Below are 16,721 nucleotides of genomic sequence, written 5' to 3' on the forward strand. Positions count from 1 at the left end.
ATGAGTTCAGACCAAGACCACCTCGAAGAGACAGACACCGAGGCCCGATTCGAGTTCAAGAAGGAGGAGAGTTCCGCCTTCAAGTCCGAGAAGGGCCTCAACGAGGAGACCATCCGGCTCATCTCCGACGACAAGGACGAGCCGGACTGGATGCTCGAGCGCCGTCTGCGCGCGCTCAAACAGTACCAGAAGATGCCGATGCCGACGGACTGGCCGGGACAGCCCGACCTCTCCGAACTCGACGTCGGGGAGATCGTCCCGTACATCCGCCCCGACGTCGACAAGCGCGCCGGCGTGGACGACTGGGAGGAACTCCCCGAGGAGATCCGGGACACCTTCGAACAGCTGGGCATCCCCGAGGCCGAGCGCGAGGCGCTCTCCGGCGTCGGCGCCCAGTACGAGTCCGAAGTCGTCTACCAGAACATGCAGGAGCGCTGGGAGGAGAAGGGCGTCATCTTCTGCAACATGGACGAGGCCGTCCGGGAGTACCCGGAACTCGTCAAGGAGCACTTCATGACGAAGTGCGTGCCACCGAGTGACAACAAGTTCGCCGCGCTCCACGGGGCCGTCTGGTCCGGCGGGAGCTTCGTCTACGTCCCCGAGGACGTGACGGTGAACATGCCCGTGCAGGCGTACTTCCGGATGAACTCGGAGGGCATGGGCCAGTTCGAGCACACGCTCATCATCGCCGAACCCGGCAGCGAAGTCCACTACATCGAGGGCTGTTCCGCACCGAAGTACGGCACCCACAACCTCCACTCCGGCGGCGTCGAGGTGTTCGTCAAGGAGGACGCCCACGTGCAGTACTCGACCGTGCAGAACTGGTCGAAGAACACGTTCAACCTCAACACCAAGCGCGCCATCGTCGAGGAGAACGCCACGATGGAGTGGGTCTCCGGCAGCATGGGGTCGAAGGCCACCATGCTCTACCCCTCCTCCATCCTGAAGGGCCGCGGCGCGACGGACAACCACATCACCATCGCGTTCGCGGGCGAGGGCCAGGACATCGACACCGGCGCGAAGGTCTACCACAACGCGCCGGACACGAAGTCCACCATCGAGTCGAAGTCCATCGCGAAAGACGGCGGCCGCACGAACTACCGCGGCCTCGTCCACATCGCGGACGGCGCGGAGAACTCCTCAACGTCCGTCGAGTGTGACGCGCTGATGTTCGACAACGAGTCCACCAGCGACACCATGCCGTACATGGAGATCAACGAGTCGAAGGTGGACGTCGCCCACGAGGCGACCGTCGGCAAGATCGGGGACGAGGACGTCTTCTACCTCCAGTCCCGCGGTCTCGACGACGACGACGCCAAGCAGATGATCGTCGCGGGCTTCATCGAGCCCATCACGGAGGAACTGCCCATCGAGTACGCAGTCGAGCTCAACCGCCTCATCGAACTCGAGATGGAGGGGAGCCTCGGATAACATGAGTACGCAGATCCACAAGGACATCTCCGAAGAGACGGTACGCCAGCTCGCCGCCGAGCGCGACGAGCCCGAGTGGCTCCTCCAGACCCGCCTGGAGGCCCTCAACGCGCTCGACGACCTCGACTACCCGAACGTCATCCAGACGCCCGGTCGGAAGTGGACGAACCTCGAGGACCTCGACTTCGAGGCCCTCGTCGACCCGCTCACCCAGACCGAGAACAAGGACCAGGTCGGTCCCGAGGACGTCCGCGTCGAGTCGTTCCACGCGGCGCTCCAGGACGACGACCTCGCCGAACTCGTCGAGGAGACGTTCGGTAGCGTCGTCGACCCGCAGCAGAACCGCCTGAACGCGCTCTCCACGGCGCTGTTCACGACGGGCACCGTCGTTCACGTGCCCGAGGGCGTCGACGCCGAGGACGTGAAGATCCGGACGTCGATGAACTCCCGCTCGCTGTTCAACTACACGCTCGTCGTCACCGAGAAGAACTCCTCGGTGACCATCCTGGAGCGCCAGGACACCGGCGACGACGTCGACGGCGAACGCTACTACAGCGGCATCGTCGAGGTCGACGCGGGCGAGAACTCCTACGTCCAGTACGGCAGCCTGCAGGACTTCGACCAGCAGACGTACAACTACACCGCCAAGCGCGGCGACGCCGACACCTACAGCACGGTGAACTGGATCGAGGGCAACCTCGGCTCCCGGCTCACAAAGACGAGCGTCTCCACGGAGCTCAACGGCGACTCCAGCGAGACGAAGATCGTCGGCGCGTTCTTCGGCCACGACGACCAGCACTTCGACCTCGACGCGAAGGTCTGGCATCGCGCCGAGCACACGACCGCCGACCTCGTCACCCGCGGCGTCATCGACGACCACGCGCGCTCCGTCTACGAGGGCGTCCAGGACGTCGGCCGTGACGCGTGGGACACGAGCTCCTACCAGCGCGAGAACACCCTGATGCTGAGCGACGAGAGCGAGGCCGACGCCTCCCCGAAGCTCATCATCAACAACCACGACACGGAGGCCTCCCACTCCGCGACGGTCGGCCAGATCGACCAGGAGGACCTCTTCTACATGCAGAACCGCGGCGTCCCCGTGCAGGCCGCGACGAACATGCTCGTCGAGGGCTTCTTCGTCCCCGTCCTAGAGGAGATCGAGGTCGACGAACTCCGCGAGGACCTCGAAGCGCGCATCCACGAACTGCTCCGGTAACCCTCCCCCGGAGGGAACCGCTTAAGTCCGCCTCTCCCCGACTACCGAACGACATGAGAGGTATCGCCCGCGAGGTGTCCCGCGCGAGGCCACCCGCAGCCGTACACCGGACCCACAACGCGTTCACGGAGGCGTTCGCGTGAGTTCAGTCGCCGCACGCGTCGACACCGACGCCCAGCTCGCGCGCCTCCTCCAGATCGGCGTCGTCCTCGAGGAGGTCGTGGAGGCCCGCGCACACCGCCACTACCAGTCGCTGCCCGCCGAGGAGCGCGACGAGGACATCGAGGCGCTTCTCTCGGACGCCAGCGAAGAGTCCGCCGAACACCGCCAGCAGCTCGAAGCGCTCATCGAGGACCTCGACGCGGAGAGCATCCCGTTCGAGGACGTCAAGGACCTCGTCGCCCAGAGCTACGGGAAGACCGGCCCGGAGGACTTCGACGGCGTGCTGTACGACCAGTTGCACGGGGAGGAGACGGCGTACAAGTTCTACGACGACCTGCTCGATGCCGTGGAGGCGAGCGACGCCGAGTTCGGTGTCGACCGCGCGGCGCTACTCGACACGCTCCGCGAGATACGCGAAGCCGAGGCCGGCGGCGTCGAGGAGGTAGCGAAACTGATGGAGGACCGCGCATGAATACGGCTGACCAGTACCTCAAGACGATCTTCCTCGTCGAACAGCTCCACGACGGGCCGGCGGCGACCGGCGAACTCGCCGACCGCCTCGGCGTCAGCCCCGCGAGCGTCAACGAGATGATCGGCAAGCTGGAGGACCGCGGGCTCGTCACCCACGAGAAGTACAAGGGTGCGGCTGTCACGGACGACGGCGAGGCGCTCGCCCGCGAGGCCCTCCAGACGTACTGCATCCTCGAGCGGTTCCTCGCGAACGTCCTCGACGTCGAGGACTTCCGGGCGGAAGCCCGCCAGCTCGAACCCGTCATCGACGAGACGGTCGCCGACCGCCTCGACATGATCATCGACCGCGAACCGCAGTGTCCGGACTGCTTCGACGCCGACGAGGACGCCTGCACGCTGCTCGTCGAGGAGCGCGTCGAGGCCGACGACTGACGCATCCGGTTTGAATTTTCGCGGAAACACCGACAACGGCGCTACCCGACGCTCAAGTATGGACTGTCCGACATGTGGCAAGGCGCTCGCCACTGAGCAAGGCACGCGCCAGCACCACACGAAAGTTCACGGTAACCCTCTTCCAAACCGGACGTGTGAGGACTGTGGCGTTGAGTTTTACGACCCGAAGTCACGCCGGACGTACTGTGAGAAGTGCTATTCGGAGGCCGGCGACAAGAACGGAAACTACTCCGGTGCGAAGGAGACGACGGAGTGCGACCGATGTGGTGACCGCTTCGAGTACTATCCGTCAGACAAAGACGGCATCTATTGCTCCAAATGCGTGGCCAACGCGGATGGCCTGTTCCCCAACGATGGCTCCCCGGAGACGAAGGTTGAGGTGGCCTGTGAACACTGTGGTTCGACGCTAAAGCGACATCCGTCTCGGATCGAGTCCGCGTCGTACGGCGTGTTCTGCGACCTCGATTGTTACGGGACGTGGTTATCGAACAACGTCGTCGGGGAGGACCACCATCAGTGGCGGGGCGGAACGGTTCCCTACGGCCCCACGTGGTGGGCGGTTCGCCGGACCGCGTTGGAACGTGACAATTACGAGTGTCAGAAGTGTGGTGCTGGAGTCGCGGAGCTGGGCCGCAACCCGGATGTCCACCATATCGAACCCGTCCGAGAGTTCGAAAATCCGGAAGCGGCTCATCAGTTAGACAACGTAATCTGCCTGTGTCGGCCCTGTCATCGCTGCATCGAGGATGGTGACATGGTTCTCCCCGCCTGCACGCCCTGAAAAGCAATCTTATTGTGTGCCAGTCCGCTACCGACTGATGGAGTCCCGTGGTGGTGAGTAAACGCGAAGCGGTTACGAGCCTCACGGGAGGACGAGTGTAACGAGCAGTCCCGTGGTGTAGTGGCCAATCATATGGGCCTTTGGACCGGTGCGGATTCGCGTACCGGGAAGTCAGCCCATGACGGCGGTTCGAATCCGCCCGGGACTATACTCGAGACGGTAGGAATCCTCTAGGCGGATATTGTATGCTTAGCCACAATCGCTTTGAGAGTTGATGCCGTAGATTGTTTCCTTAAGTATGACAGCCATCCCTGAGCCCGAACGGTGAAATAGTACCGACTGGCCAGACACCACAGCACGACGTACGAGCTTGACTGATAACTCACGTGAGACAATGAGAAAGAACACAGAGACACGGACCGTCATCCGCTTCGCGATCGTCATCGCAGTCGCAACGATGCTCACTTCGGGTATGGGTGGAGCCGTAGCAGGCCCAGAGCATCAGAGCGGGGATGCAGAGAGCATCGAGGTGTGTCACGTTCCTTCGGGGAACCCCAGTAATGCGCAGTTGATTACAGTTTCCGAGCAGGGATGGGAGAACGGCCACTCGAAACACCCGAATGATATCCGCATGGACGAGCACTCCCCGCACCATCCCGAGCACGAGCACAGCACGGAAACGATGTGTGAACACCACGGTGAGCACGTAGCATAGTCCTCAACAGAAATCGAACACGGGCGTGACGTCTGTTCCCTGACTGCGATTTTCTATTGCGTTGGAGTCTGGATTGATAACTACGGACTGACCGCCTCAGAGTGCTCGTGCTTCCTGAGGATACCTGCAGTAACTCATGGCGCTCGACTATTGAGCACGGCAACGACCTAGTCCAGAGACGGCTTACTTCGCCAGTACTGCAGGACCTGCCGGTCTTCCCGGGATGTCTGACTGATTCCCTAGTGCGTCTCACGCAGGACTGAGGGAATGCTGAACTTTTATCATATCTCCGAGAACAACAGTCACGTTTCCATCTCTTCGGGGGGTTCTCCGCGCCACGAGGCGTTCCAGCTGCGTTCCCCGTTCCAGGGCGCGGTGTACGATGACGGTATTTTGTGGAAGCCAATCTGCTTTCGCTCACCACTTTTGACCGCGTAGACTGTGACCGTCTCGTTACGCTGTAAGAGAGATAGTGCACCCGGAGAGGAGGTATCACCAGTCTCGGCGCCGACTACTCCCTCGTGTGTCGAGTTACCCTGAACGACGTTAACGCCCTCGTAGACGTAGATGATCTCGTCCGCACCATCTAGCGACGTCACCTCGATCGAGACGTTCCACCCGTTGAACACAGTGTTCCCAGCCGCCAGCGAGGTTTTCTCTGGACGGATGTCCACAGTCGCGTTCCACTCGTGGCCCTTCGCAGACTCGGTAGTAGTTGTCGTCTCCGGGGTACTGGTGACTGTCTCCGTAGCTGTCGGTTCCGTAGTCTGTGTCGGTGTGAGTTCCGTCGTCGTGGGTGCCTCCGAGTTGCTCTGGGAGAACGTCGTACATCCTGTCGTGACCAGCAGAAGTGCGACAGCGATCGTGGCCACTGTCCGACGTCGTTTAGCACGAAGGTGGAACGTCATAGCGCCTAATTTAGGGTGCTGGTAATGAACATTGCGTTGTCTGCAGTCGTCACAGCGACATGCCGTGTTCGGAGTGGAAGACGTCGAGGGCTGCCTTCAGCGACCCGATGACGATGGGGCCGAAGAAGATGCCCATGAACCCGATGACGTAGATGCCGCCGAGGACGCCGATGATGATGATACTGGGGTTGAGCTGTGCGTAGTGGTCCACGACGATGGGCCGGAGGTAGTCGTCGGAGATGCCGACGACGATAGTGCCGTAGACGAACAGGCCGAGCGCGGCGATTGGGTCGTTGACGAGGAAGAGGTAGACCGACGCTGGGCCCCAGACGAGGAACGAGCCGACGATGGGCAACAGCGAGAGGACGATCATCACGGCCGTCCAGAAGAACGCGTTCGGGATGCCGGTGACGACGAGGCCGATTCCGGCGATACCACCCTGGACGGCGGCGACGAAGACGTGCCCGAGGAGTACCGCCCAGAGGATGTTCCGGAACTCCGAGTGGAGTTCGTCCTGGACGTGCTCGGGGAGTGGGAGTCGGGCCCTGAGCCACCGCTCGAACGTGTCGGCGTCCCTGAGGAAGTAGTAGAGGAGGAACAGCGCCAGTCCGACGCCGATGACCGTGTGCGTGACGGTGCCGAGGAGACCGAGGATGCTGTCGAACGCGCCGGGGCCGACGTCGGAGGCGGCCGAACGCAGCCCTCCCGCGATGTCGACCGGTTCGCCCGTCAGTCGCTGGATCGATCGCTCCACGCCGGCGATGTCCAGTTCTCCCGCCTGGATGCGCTCCAGCAGGGTCGTCCCCTCGACGAGGACGATTCTGAGCACGTACAGCAGGGGAAGGATGATGACCACGCTGGTCAGGAGGACGATAGTGCCCGCCGCGACACTCGGTTTCGTCACCGTCTCCAGACGCGTCTGGAGCGGCATCAGGACGAACCCGAGGAACACCGACAGCAGGAAGTAGTTGAGGAAGGGGAGCACGAGGAACACCGACGCTACCAGCAACACCAGAACCACGGCCAACAGGAATCCACGCGTCCAGTCCATGACAGTTCGTTCGCCCTCCCGACCAAAAAGTCCATTGTCACTTGCGGTCCGGGTTCGCTTCCCGGTTTTCTCCCGTCTCTGCTGCGCTCGACGTCGGTACGTCCAGTGTAAGTGGTATCTATCGCGTAAGAAACGCACAAACACTGATAGTCCGTCGCCTCGATTCCGCGACAATGGACGATTCGATCCGCGTCCTCCACGTCGACGACGAACCCGGGTTCGCGGAGGTGGCGGCCGAGTTCCTCGAGCGGCAGGACGACCGCATCGAGGTGGTCACTGCCACGGCGGCGAACGAGGGGATGGACCGTCTGGCCGCCGGCGGCGTCGACTGCGTCGTCTCGGACTTCGACATGCCGGGGACGAACGGCCTGGAGTTCCTCGAGGACGTCCGGGCGGACGACCCCGACCTGCCGTTCATCCTGTTCACCGGGAAGGGCTCGGAGGCGGTCGCGAGCGAGGCGTTCTCGGCGGGAGCGACGGACTACCTCCAGAAACAGGCGGGGACGGACCAGTACACGGTGCTGGCCAACCGCGTGCTGAACTACGTCGAGACGGCACAGGTGGAGACCCAGCGCAAGCGACAGCTGAACGCGATGGAGGCCGCCGAGGAGGGGATCAGCATCCTGAACGACGACGAGCAGTTCGTCTACGTGAACGAGGCGTACGCCAACCTCTACGGCTACGAACCGGCGGAGATCGTGGGCGAACACTGGTCGTTCGTCTACCCCGACGAGGAGGTCGCGATAGTCCGCGAGGAGGTACTGCCGGAACTGTACGAGGAGGGGAACTGGCACGGGAAGACGACGGGCCTCCGCGCGGACGGCACGACGTTCGTCGAGGACCACACGCTGGCGACGACCGACCGTGGCTCGCTCGTCTGTACGGTGCGGGACGCCACCGAACGCAAGGAGCACGGTCGCGCGCTGGCGGCGCTCCACGAGGCGGCCAGCGACCTCGAGGCGGCCGAGAGCGAGGCCGCGGTGTACGAGGTACTCGTCGACGCCGCGGAGGGCATCCTCGACTTCGACCTGGTGGCCGTGGACGTCGTCGAAGACGGCGCGCTCGTCCAGCGGGCGTGGACGCTCGACCTCGACACGGAGGGGTACTTCGAGCGGACTCCCCTCGACGAGGACACGTTCGCGACCCGCTCGCACCACCGCCAGGAGACGATCGTCGTCGACGACCTCCGCGAGAACGACATCACGCCGGCCGACCCCGAGTACCGCTCGGCGCTGACGGTGCCGATCGCCGAACACGGGACGTTCCAGGCGGTCTCCCGGGACACCGCCGCCTTTGACGAGGCCGACCGCGAACTCACGGAGTTGCTCGTCGGACACGCACGGGAGGCACTGACGCGCCTCGAACGGCAGCGAGAGCTCCGCGAGCGCACGGAGGCCCTGAAGCGGCAGAACGACCGCCTAGAGGAGTTCGCCACCATCGTCAGCCACGACCTCCGGACGCCACTCAACGTCGCGGAGGGGCGACTCCAACTCCTCAGGGAGCAGACCGACAGCGACCACCTCGACGAGATCGAGGACGCCCTCGACCGGATGGCGACGCTCATCAACGACACGCTGACGCTCGCCCGGCAGGGCCAGCTGGTCACCGAGCGGGAGACGGTCGACGTCACCGACCTCGTCACCCAGTGCTGGGGTCTGGTCGCGACGCCGGAGGCGACCCTCGACGTCGTCGACGAGCGGTCGGTTCGGGCCGACGGAGCGCGGCTCCAACAGGTGTTCGAGAACCTGTTCCGCAACGCCATCGAGCACGCCGGCGAGTCGGTGACGGTCCGCGTCGGCGTGCTCGACGACGACCGCGGGTTCTACGTCGAGGACGACGGCCCCGGTATCCCCGTGGAGGAACGCGAGTCAGTGTTCGAACGCGGACACACGACCAGCGAGGAGGGCACCGGCTTCGGACTCGCCATCGTCGCGGAAATCGTCGACGCGCACGGGTGGGCAGTCGACCTCACCGAGAGCGAAGTGGGTGGCGCGCGCTTCGAGATCTCGGGCGTCGACGTGCAATCGTCTCGGGCAGCTACGGTCGATCAGTAGTCACACGGCGACGAGGCGAAGTGCCGAGAACTGCCGGTAGCGGCCGTGAAATCCCCGTCTATCTGCGTACGAGGTGGTCGTCGCCAGAGCAACTAAGTGCGCCGGGACCAACTCTCTGGTTGGAGTTTCCGACAATGGCAACCGGCACGGTCGACTTCTTCAACGAGCAGAAGGGGTACGGCTTCATCGAGACCGACGAGGCAGACGACGACGTGTTCTTCCACATGGAGGACGTCGGTGGCCCGGACCTCGAGGAGGGTCAGGAAGTCGAGTTCGACATCGAAGACGCGGAGAAGGGGCCCAGGGCGACGAACGTCACGCGCCTGTAGGCGCGAGTTCTGTTTCTTTGGCGTTACGAGCGGGTGGCGCGAGCCTCGCGGACGTCGCTACCGTCGCGCACCATGTCGGGGCAGTCGGGGCAGACGCGAGGTCGTTCTATGCCCGTCGGGGTGAACACCCGGGCGTAGGCCTCCGTCACGAACGACCCGCAGTTCTTGCACTCGAGCATCTCGTTCAGAGGACTAGCGGTGCAGTATATATGCTTTGTGTGTATTATTGTGGTGTGAATAAAACGAAGGGTGTACTCGCGCGGAACGAACGACATAACAGTCCTGACGCGCTGTACGTGGTATGGACGGGACAGTCGACTCGCTCCCGGACCGGCCGCTCCGACAGGCGGAGGTCGCGGGGCTCAACCACGCCGACGCGTTCTCGCTGGTCGTACCAGTGAACCGCGAGGAGGCAGTGGAGGCGGACACCCGCGAACCGGTCGTCATCACCGAGAAGCTGATCCTCGGCACCGACGACTGGGTGAAGGGGCTGGTGTACGACGACGGCTGGCTGGCGGTCGAATCGGTGGCGATCGACGAACCCGACGAGGAGCGCTTCGAGGCGATGCGTGAGTGCGAAGCCGCGGTCGCAGAGTACTAGACGGGCGGCTCGGTCACAGGTCTACCACGTCCGACCGCGGCGAGCGTGCGAACGCAGGCCGCTCACAGCGGACGGTCTGTTCGCTCCAGACCACCTGGCCTGCAAAAGGCCTAAGAGCGAAACAAGCGTTCGTTCAGGTAATGACAGAGACAGAACGCCACGAACCGGGGGTGAGACTGTGGGCGTCGAGATAAAGGAGTCACCGGTCTCGGACTCGCAGTTCGACGAGATGGCCGCGTTCGTCCGCGACTACCTGCAAGCGAGCGTCGAGAACGAGGACGACGGCGGTCGGATGCGCTGGTACCCGTGGCACTCCGCGGAGTACCGGTTCAACCACATCCTGAACGTCGTCGAGATCGGCGAGCAAATCGCCGCCGAGGAGGGAGCGGACGTGGACGTCGTGCGGGTGGCCGGACTGTTCCACGACATCGCGAAACTCGAAGCCGACCAGGAAGAACACGCTACGGAGGGCGCCCGCATCGCCCGCAAGTACCTGGAGACACACGGCGAGTTCGCCCCGTCGTTCGTCGACCAGGTGTGCAGCGCCGTCGAACAACACTCCCACCAGGGCGACCTGACGGACCTGACGCGCGAGGCGCAGTGTCTCGTGGAGGCTGACATGCTCGACAAGGCCGGCGCCAACGGCGCCGCGCTGATGCTGTTGCGGATGGGTTACGAGGCCCGCACGCACGTCGACGCCGCCGAGATGGTCGGCCGGGTCCTCGAACGGAGCGAGGAGGCAGCCGAACGCGTTGAGAGCGACACCGCCGAGTCCATCGCCTACCAGCGCCGCAAGCGCGTGCGCTGGCTCAAGGAGTGGCTGGAGGCCGAAGTCCCCGAGATGGGCGACTAGAGGCCCACGGCGGTCCGCAGGAAGGAGAGGCCGAACAGCGCCAGCACCGCGGCGCTCCCGTAGGCGACGACCGTGCCGAGTGCGTCCACTCGTTCGCCAGCGGCGCGCAGCGACGCCGGGAAGACGGTGATCCACAGGAGGATGCCCGCGAAGAAGCCGGCGATGGTGAGCGCGCCGTTCGCCGCCGACAGTTCGAGGCCGAACGCGGAAATCTCGCCGGGGTTCAGCAGCCCGACTCCCGCGGTCAGCCACCACGTCACCTGGTAGGGGTTGGCGAGCGCGAGCGCGAACGCCTTCCGGAAGCCGCGGCCGTCGGCGGCCTCGGCCTGCGAGAACGAGCCGGCGTCGCGGACCGCGCCGTAGGCGTAGTACAGCATCAGGACACCGCCGATGCCGACCATCACCGCGCGCACGGTCGGGGCGTTCTCGACGAACGCGACGACGCCGACGAGCGCGAGCACGAAGAAGCAGGCGTCGGCCGTCATCGCACCCAGCCCCGCGGCGAACCCGGACCGCCAGCCCCGGGCGACGCTCTCCTCGGCGATGACGGCGTTCATCGGGCCGGGTGGCGCGGCCAGCGAGAGGCCCAGCGCCACGCCCGCGAACAGGGAGACGGCGGCGTCGAACACGCGCGAATCTCGCCGGTGAGTGGACTAAAATCCGCCGGTCACGGCAGAGTGGACGCGACGGCGACGGCCTCGACGCCCCACGCGGCGGCCGCGACGACGCGCTCCCAGATGGAGACGTCGAAGAGGACGGCGAGGAACGTGTCGAACGCGAAGAAGAAGAACAGTGCGGCGGAGAAGCCGTGGGCGCGCCGTGCGTCGAACGCGCCGGCGAAGCGGTGGAAGAACGTCGCGTTCAGGATGCTGACCGGAACGATGGCGAGCATCTCGCCGACCCAGATGGCCGGCGTCGCGCCGTAGTCGGCGGCGAGCCCGATGGTGACGAGCTGGGTCTTGTCGCCGAACTCGCCGAGGAACAGCATCGCGAAGATGGGGAGGAAGCCGCCGAGGTAGCGGGGGAGTTGCCGGCCGAGCACGGAGGCGTTCTGGAACCGACCGCCGGTGGTGACCAGCCCACCGTCGCTAGAGAGCGGCCCGTCGGCGCCCTCTTCGGGCATCGACCGGAGTAGCAGGACGCCGAACAGGACGAACAGCACGCCCGTAGCGGCGTCGAGGAGGGCGCCGGGGAGCGCGCTCTGGAGGGCGCCGCCGACGGCCACCTCGATGGCCGTCCAGATGGCGAACGCGCTCGCCGCGGCCGCGACGACGATCTTCGGGTCGTACTCGGTGCTGAGCCCGGCGATGATGAACTGCACCTTCTCGCCGGGTAACACCGCGAGCTGTGCGGCGAACGCGACGCTCGCGATCTCGAGGAACGTACTCACACCTCGCTCACCTCGGAGTCGGTTGGGCGCACGCGCAGCGACCTGGCGACCTGCTCGGGGAGGTGGACGAGGTCACCGTCGATGCGCACGACGAACATCCCGATGGGCGTGCACTCGACGAGTTCGAGTTCGATTCCGGGTTCGACGCCGGCGTCCGCGAGGTAGCGGAGTTCCTCGTCGTCGCGGTCGCTGACGCGCGCGACGACCAGTCGGTCGCCCTCTTCGTGGTCCGCGAGCACCTCCGTGTCCGTCTCCGCGGGTGGTTCGAGGTCCTCGCCGGGGATGGGGTCGCCGTGGGGGTCGACGGTAGGGTCGCCGAGTTTCTGGGCGAGGCGCGCCTCGAACTCCTCGGAGATGTGGTGTTCGAGGGCGTCGGCCTCGTCGTGGACCTCGTCCCACTCGTAGTCGAGGTGGTCCGCGAGGAACGCCTCCAGCAGGCGGTGGTGGCGGAGCACCTCGATGGCGACAGTCTCCCCCTCGGCGGTGAGTTCGACACCCTTGTACTTCTCGCGGGAGAGGAGGCCGCGCTCGGTGAGTTTCTCGACCATGCTGGTCACCGTCGGCGGCGTCACGTCGAGGTGGTCGGCGATGGCGGAGGTGCGAACGGGCGGTCCCTGGTCGCGCTGGAGCGTGTAGATCGCCTTCAGGTAGTCCTCCATCACGTCCGAGAGCATCTTCGTACCTCGTGTTTGAGGCGTCTAATCCTTAGGTTTGGCGGGTGACGGGTCCTCGGTAGCGTCCGCCCGACGCACCAGGAACGTCCCGACGACCACGCCGACGGCGATGGTGCCTGCGCGGAGCGCCGCCTCGTCGATGGGGTCACCGAACCCGACTGTCCCCACGGCGAAGGCCGTGACGAGCGCGACGGCTCCCGCTGCGAGTGCGAACGCGAGCGGCGTAGACAGGTCGAACCTCGTCATCGACGGAGCGTCTCGCGGAGTCGAGATAAAACCGGGTCCCGTCTCTCGCTGGTCGCGAACTCAGATGCCCTTGCTCATCAGGTGCGAGCGGACGACGTCGGCGTCCTTGTTACCGGTGCCGGTGTTCATGATGACGACGGTGTCGTCGGGGCCGAACGCGCCGTCGTCGGCGAGCGCAGACGCGCCGGAGGCGGCCGCCGCGCAGGTCGCGCCCATCTCGAGGCCCTCGTGCTGGGCGACGAGCACTGCGGCGTCCAGGATCGCGCTGTCGCTGGTCGCCACGGCGCCACCGTCGCTCTCGCGGAGCGCGTCCAGGATCCACGGGCTTGCACCCGGGTCCGGAATCTCGATGCCGCCACAGATGGTGTCGGGGGTGTCCCACGGCTCGTGGACGTCGCGGCCCTCCTGGAACGCCCGGACGACGGGCGCACAGCCCTCGGCCTGCGCGGCGTACATCGCGGGCAGGTTGTCGGTCAGACCGAGGTCGCGGAACTCCTCGGCGGCCTTGTGCATGCCGACGAGGCCGACGCCGCCGCCGGTCGGGTAGACGACGTGGTCGGGGACCTCCCAGTCCAGTTGCTCGACGACCTCGTACAGCATCGTCTTCTTCCCCTCGTGGCGGTACGGCGTGACGAACGTCTTCACGGAGTACCAGTCGTCGTTGTCGTCCATCGCGTCGGCGTACGCCGCGCCCGCGTCGCCGATGCGCCCCTCGACGATGGTCATGTCGCCGCCGTGGACGTTCACCATCGCCTTGTTCGTGAACCCCGCCCGCGAGGGGAGGAACACGTGGGAGTCGATGCCCGCGCGTCCGGCGTAGGCGGCGGCCGACTGCCCCGCGTTCCCCGCCGAAGCGAGCGCCACGTCGCTGGCGCCGTGCTGGGCGGCCGCCGTCATCGCGACCGTCTGCCCGCGGTCCTTGAACGTCCCCGTGGGGTTCCGGCCCTCGTCCTTGATTAGTACGCGCCCGACGCCCATCTCGTCGGCGAGTTTTGGGCAGTCGACGAGTGCCGTCGCGCCCTCGTCCATCGAGACGGCGGACTCGCGGGTGAACGGGAGCAGTTCCTCGTAGCGCCACATCGAGTCGAAGCGCCGCGACTCGAAGTCCTCCCGAGTGACGTCGATCGCGGCGTAGTCGTACGTCGGGTCGAGGATGCCACCGCAGTCCGGACAGCGGTGGGTGGCCGTCTCCGGGTCGAACGTCTCCTCGCAGTCCACGCAGGTGAGCCCCTCGAACGCCGGCGTCGTCTCCATGGGTGGGCCTTCGCAGTCGGGGAGAAAAGGCCTGTCCCTTCGGTCGTCGCCGGCGTGCGCGGCCGCGAAGCCCCAGGTTCATGGCGTCGGCCGCGGAAGGGTCCACTATGAAGGATTCGCGGGTCGTGGTCGTCGGCGGCGGCCTCGCCGGCCTGGTCGCGGGCCGACACCTGGCCGAGGCGGGCTTCGACGTGACGCTGTTCGAGCGCGACTCCGACGTGGGTGGGCGCGTGCGCTCGACGCACGCCGACGGGTTCACGTTCGACCGCGGCTTCCAGGTGCTGTTCACGGCGTACCCCGCGGCGAGACGAGAGCTCGACTACGGCGCCCTCGACCTCCGGGCGTTCTCGCCTGGGGCGGTGATCTGCCGGGACGACGAGCGCTCGGTGCTCGCGGACCCGCTCCGGGACCCCGGCGCGCTCACGGAGTCGCTGTTCAACCACGAGGTGACGGCGATGGACAAACTCCGGACGCTGGGCCTCGCCGTGGAACTCCGCCGGACGTCCGTGGCTGACGTCTTCGAGAGGCCGGACGCCACCATCGAGCAGTCCCTCTACGGCCGTGGCTTCTCCCAGCAGTTCGTCGAGCACTTCGTCCGCCCGTTCTACGGCGGCATCACGCTCGACCGGACGCTGTCGACGTCCAAGCGCGTCTTCGAGTTCACGTTCAAGATGCTCGCGGAGGGGAAGACCGTCGTCCCCGCCGAGGGGATGGGCGCCATCTCGGCGCAACTGGCGGAGCGGGCGGCGGACGCCGGCGTGGACGTTGTCACTGGCACGCCAGTCGAGCGCGTCGAACCCGCGGCTGACTCCGCGGCGGTCCGCGTGCCCGGCGAGTCGATCGACGCCGACGCCGTGGTGGTCGCCGCCGACCCTCGGTCCAGCAGCGACCTGACCGGCGTGGAATCCATCCCGACGGAGGCGCGGGGCTGTGTCACCCAGCAGTTCGCCGTCCCCGCGGGCCACCCCCTCGGAACCAGCGACCGCATCCACCTCAACGCGGCCGACGAGGTGCCGAACACTGTCGCCCCGATGTCCGGCGTCGCGCCCGAGTACGCGCCCGACGACCGGGAACTCGTCGCCGTCACGACCGTCGGTCGCCGCGAGGAGACGGATTCGGCTCTCGAGGTGCGGTCCCGTGAGACGCTCGCGAACTGGTACCCGGCGGCGTCGGTCGGGGAGTTCGAATTGCTCCGCACGGACCGCGTCGACTTCGCGCAGTTCGTCCAGCCGCCGGGCGTCCACGAGCGCCTGCCGGACACCCGCGACCCCGAGGGACCGGTCTACCTCGCCGGCGACTACACGCACGGCTCCTCCATCCACGGCGCGCTGGAGAGCGCGCGGGCCGCGGCCCGCGCGGTTACCGCGGACCTACAGTAACCCGCGGAGGTCCGCGAGCGCGGGGAACCCGAGCGCTTCGCCCTCGCTCACGACGACTGGTCGGAAGCCGTCCGGCTCGTCGAGCAGTGGCGAGTCGGCCGCGCCGTCCGTGAGCCCGTTGACGAGCGTCCCGGGCGCCAGGCGCGTGAACGCCGGCAACACCAGCACGTCCCGGCCCTCGTACTGTTCCGGGCCGTAGAGGAAGCAGGGGCGTCGATGCCCCTCGATCTTCACCGCCGGGTGCTGGTGACCGGCCACGTACCGCGTGGCGTCCACAGACGGCAGTTCGTGGCCGTGACAGACAACGGTGCCGTCGTCGAGTTCCACGAACGACTCGCTGTCGACCCCGACCGCGTCCAGCATCGTGTCGTGGTTCCCCTTCACGACTCGCAGGTCCGCGTCTGCTGACGCGACGGCGGCCAGGAGGTCCTCGACGGTGTCGTGGACGCCGCCGGGGACCGTCCCGTGGACGTGCAGCAGGTCGCCCGCGAACACGACCGTCTCCGGGGAGAACGTCGCGAGCAGGGCGGCCAGGCGCTCACGGAGGTCGACGCCCTCGCTGAGCGGGAGGGAGACGTCCGAGGCGGCGTCCCGGCCGACGTGGAGGTCCGCGAGCACGAGCGCGTCCGGGCCGGGGAGGTGGACGGCCCGCTCGCCGAACGTCGCCCACGGCGGAGTGTCGCTCACGGCCGACCCTGGGGGCTCCGGGGAGTTAGCTGCGACGGTCACCGATGCGGTTTTGGCACCGCGGTG

At 66.2% G+C, this 16,721-nt stretch carries 19 protein-coding genes and 1 tRNA gene; 11 read left to right on the top strand and 9 right to left on the bottom strand.

Features of this window, described 5'->3' with window-relative positions; genetic code table 11:
- The 6 genes from sufB (at position 1) to LT965_RS12585 (ending at position 4,722) form a co-directional block, all read left to right on the top strand.
- Positions 1-1,431, top strand: a complete 1,431-nt coding sequence (sufB, locus tag LT965_RS12560; RefSeq protein WP_232701148.1) for a Fe-S cluster assembly protein SufB — start codon at positions 1-3, stop codon at positions 1,429-1,431.
- A gap of 1 nt (position 1,432) precedes the next feature.
- Complete coding sequence (gene sufD / locus LT965_RS12565) at positions 1,433-2,647, top strand: Fe-S cluster assembly protein SufD (RefSeq protein WP_232701149.1); 1,215 nt, start codon at positions 1,433-1,435, stop codon at positions 2,645-2,647.
- A gap of 139 nt (positions 2,648-2,786) precedes the next feature.
- Positions 2,787-3,281: a ferritin-like domain-containing protein gene (locus LT965_RS12570; RefSeq protein ID WP_232701150.1), complete on the top strand. Its 495-nt coding sequence runs from the start codon at positions 2,787-2,789 to the stop codon at positions 3,279-3,281.
- On the top strand, positions 3,278-3,712 hold the full coding sequence (locus tag LT965_RS12575) for a metal-dependent transcriptional regulator (protein WP_232701151.1): 435 nt from the start codon (positions 3,278-3,280) through the stop codon (positions 3,710-3,712). The genes LT965_RS12570 and LT965_RS12575 overlap by 4 nt, the downstream gene beginning before the upstream one ends.
- Before the next feature lie 58 nt (positions 3,713-3,770).
- Positions 3,771-4,514, top strand: coding sequence for an HNH endonuclease (locus LT965_RS12580; RefSeq protein ID WP_232701152.1), 744 nt, complete (start codon positions 3,771-3,773; stop codon positions 4,512-4,514).
- A gap of 106 nt (positions 4,515-4,620) precedes the next feature.
- Positions 4,621-4,722, top strand: a tRNA-Gln gene (locus LT965_RS12585).
- An 809-nt stretch (positions 4,723-5,531) separates the two neighbouring features.
- Here the strand turns inward: LT965_RS12585 and LT965_RS12590 are convergent.
- Both LT965_RS12590 and LT965_RS12595 read right to left on the bottom strand, forming a co-directional pair.
- Entirely contained in the window at positions 5,532-6,101 is a 570-nt protein-coding gene (locus LT965_RS12590; protein WP_232701153.1) for a hypothetical protein, read from the bottom strand.
- 85 nt (positions 6,102-6,186) lie between these two features.
- Positions 6,187-7,188 carry an AI-2E family transporter gene (locus LT965_RS12595; protein WP_232701154.1) on the bottom strand — a complete coding sequence of 334 codons (1,002 nt, stop codon included), beginning with the start codon at positions 7,186-7,188 and terminating at the stop codon, positions 6,187-6,189.
- A gap of 173 nt (positions 7,189-7,361) precedes the next feature.
- Between LT965_RS12595 and LT965_RS12600 the strand changes: the two genes are divergently transcribed.
- Together LT965_RS12600 and LT965_RS12605 are read left to right on the top strand one after the other, a co-directional pair.
- Positions 7,362-9,242, top strand: coding sequence for a hybrid sensor histidine kinase/response regulator (locus tag LT965_RS12600; protein ID WP_232701155.1), 1,881 nt, complete (start codon positions 7,362-7,364; stop codon positions 9,240-9,242).
- A gap of 134 nt (positions 9,243-9,376) precedes the next feature.
- On the top strand, positions 9,377-9,571 hold the full coding sequence (locus LT965_RS12605) for a cold-shock protein (RefSeq protein ID WP_232701156.1): 195 nt from the start codon (positions 9,377-9,379) through the stop codon (positions 9,569-9,571).
- Between the two features lie 23 nt (positions 9,572-9,594).
- Here LT965_RS12605 and LT965_RS12610 read toward each other — a convergent pair whose 3' ends face one another.
- Entirely contained in the window at positions 9,595-9,750 is a 156-nt protein-coding gene (locus LT965_RS12610; protein ID WP_232701157.1) for a DUF7563 family protein, read from the bottom strand.
- A gap of 122 nt (positions 9,751-9,872) precedes the next feature.
- On the opposite strand from LT965_RS12610, the gene LT965_RS12615 reads away from it, so the two are divergent.
- Positions 9,873-10,172 carry a DUF7964 domain-containing protein gene (locus LT965_RS12615; protein WP_232701158.1) on the top strand — a complete coding sequence of 100 codons (300 nt, stop codon included), beginning with the start codon at positions 9,873-9,875 and terminating at the stop codon, positions 10,170-10,172.
- Positions 10,173-10,350: 178 nt separating this feature from the next.
- Positions 10,351-11,025, top strand: coding sequence for an HD domain-containing protein (locus LT965_RS12620; RefSeq protein ID WP_232701159.1), 675 nt, complete (start codon positions 10,351-10,353; stop codon positions 11,023-11,025).
- On the opposite strand, the gene LT965_RS12625 is transcribed toward LT965_RS12620, so the two are convergent.
- From LT965_RS12625 to LT965_RS12645, 5 genes are read right to left on the bottom strand one after another with little or no spacing between them, the layout of a single operon-like run.
- Entirely contained in the window at positions 11,022-11,654 is a 633-nt protein-coding gene (locus LT965_RS12625) for a LysE family translocator (protein WP_232701160.1), read from the bottom strand. The two genes, LT965_RS12620 and LT965_RS12625, sit on opposite strands and share 4 nt — an antisense overlap.
- Before the next feature lie 38 nt (positions 11,655-11,692).
- Entirely contained in the window at positions 11,693-12,415 is a 723-nt protein-coding gene (locus LT965_RS12630; protein WP_232701161.1) for a TMEM165/GDT1 family protein, read from the bottom strand.
- Positions 12,412-13,089: a metal-dependent transcriptional regulator gene (locus LT965_RS12635; RefSeq protein WP_232701162.1), complete on the bottom strand. Its 678-nt coding sequence runs from the start codon at positions 13,087-13,089 to the stop codon at positions 12,412-12,414. Before LT965_RS12635 ends, LT965_RS12630 begins: the two co-directional genes overlap by 4 nt.
- Positions 13,090-13,113: 24 nt before the next feature.
- Positions 13,114-13,335, bottom strand: a complete 222-nt coding sequence (locus LT965_RS12640) for a hypothetical protein (RefSeq protein WP_232701163.1) — start codon at positions 13,333-13,335, stop codon at positions 13,114-13,116.
- Between the two features lie 60 nt (positions 13,336-13,395).
- Positions 13,396-14,589, bottom strand: a complete 1,194-nt coding sequence (locus tag LT965_RS12645) for a threonine synthase (protein WP_232701164.1) — start codon at positions 14,587-14,589, stop codon at positions 13,396-13,398.
- 107 nt (positions 14,590-14,696) lie between these two features.
- Between LT965_RS12645 and LT965_RS12650 the strand changes: the two genes are divergently transcribed.
- Entirely contained in the window at positions 14,697-15,968 is a 1,272-nt protein-coding gene (locus LT965_RS12650) for an NAD(P)/FAD-dependent oxidoreductase (protein ID WP_232701165.1), read from the top strand.
- Here LT965_RS12650 and LT965_RS12655 read toward each other — a convergent pair.
- Positions 15,960-16,655 (bottom strand): metallophosphoesterase, encoded by a 696-nt coding sequence (locus LT965_RS12655; protein ID WP_232701166.1) that lies wholly within the window; start codon positions 16,653-16,655, stop codon positions 15,960-15,962. The genes LT965_RS12650 and LT965_RS12655 overlap by 9 nt on opposite strands.
- Positions 16,656-16,721: the final 66 nt, after the last annotated feature.

It is taken from the genome of Halobacterium wangiae (genome assembly GCF_021249345.1).
In the GTDB taxonomy this organism is placed as follows: Archaea; Halobacteriota; Halobacteria; order Halobacteriales; family Halobacteriaceae; genus Halobacterium; species Halobacterium wangiae.